This is a genomic window from Streptomyces sp. NRRL F-5126, assembly GCF_000721265.1.
In the GTDB taxonomy this organism is placed as follows: domain Bacteria; phylum Actinomycetota; class Actinomycetes; order Streptomycetales; family Streptomycetaceae; genus Streptomyces.
In genome coordinates, this window is the sequence record NZ_JOFZ01000158.1 from 1 (window position 1) to 228 (window position 228).

Genomic DNA, 228 nt, shown 5'->3' on the forward strand with positions numbered 1-228 from the left:
GTGGGTGTGGCGGTGGTGGGCGAGGGCGTCGAGGAAGGTGTTGGCGGCGGCGTAGTTGGCCTGGCCGGGGTTGCCGAGGGTTCCGGCGGCTGAGGAGTAGAGGATGAAGGCGCTGAGGTTGAGGTGTTTGGTCTGCTGGTGCAGGTTCCAGGCGCTGTCGGCCTTTGGCCGCAGGACGGCGTCCAGGTGGTCTGGGGTGAGGTTGGGCAGCGTGGCGTCCTGGAGGAC

At 68.4% G+C, this 228-nt stretch carries 1 protein-coding gene; it reads right to left on the reverse strand.

What is annotated here, in order from left to right:
* On the reverse strand, positions 1-228 hold a 228-nt coding region (locus tag IH48_RS34155), incomplete at both ends, for a ketoreductase domain-containing protein (protein WP_037844362.1).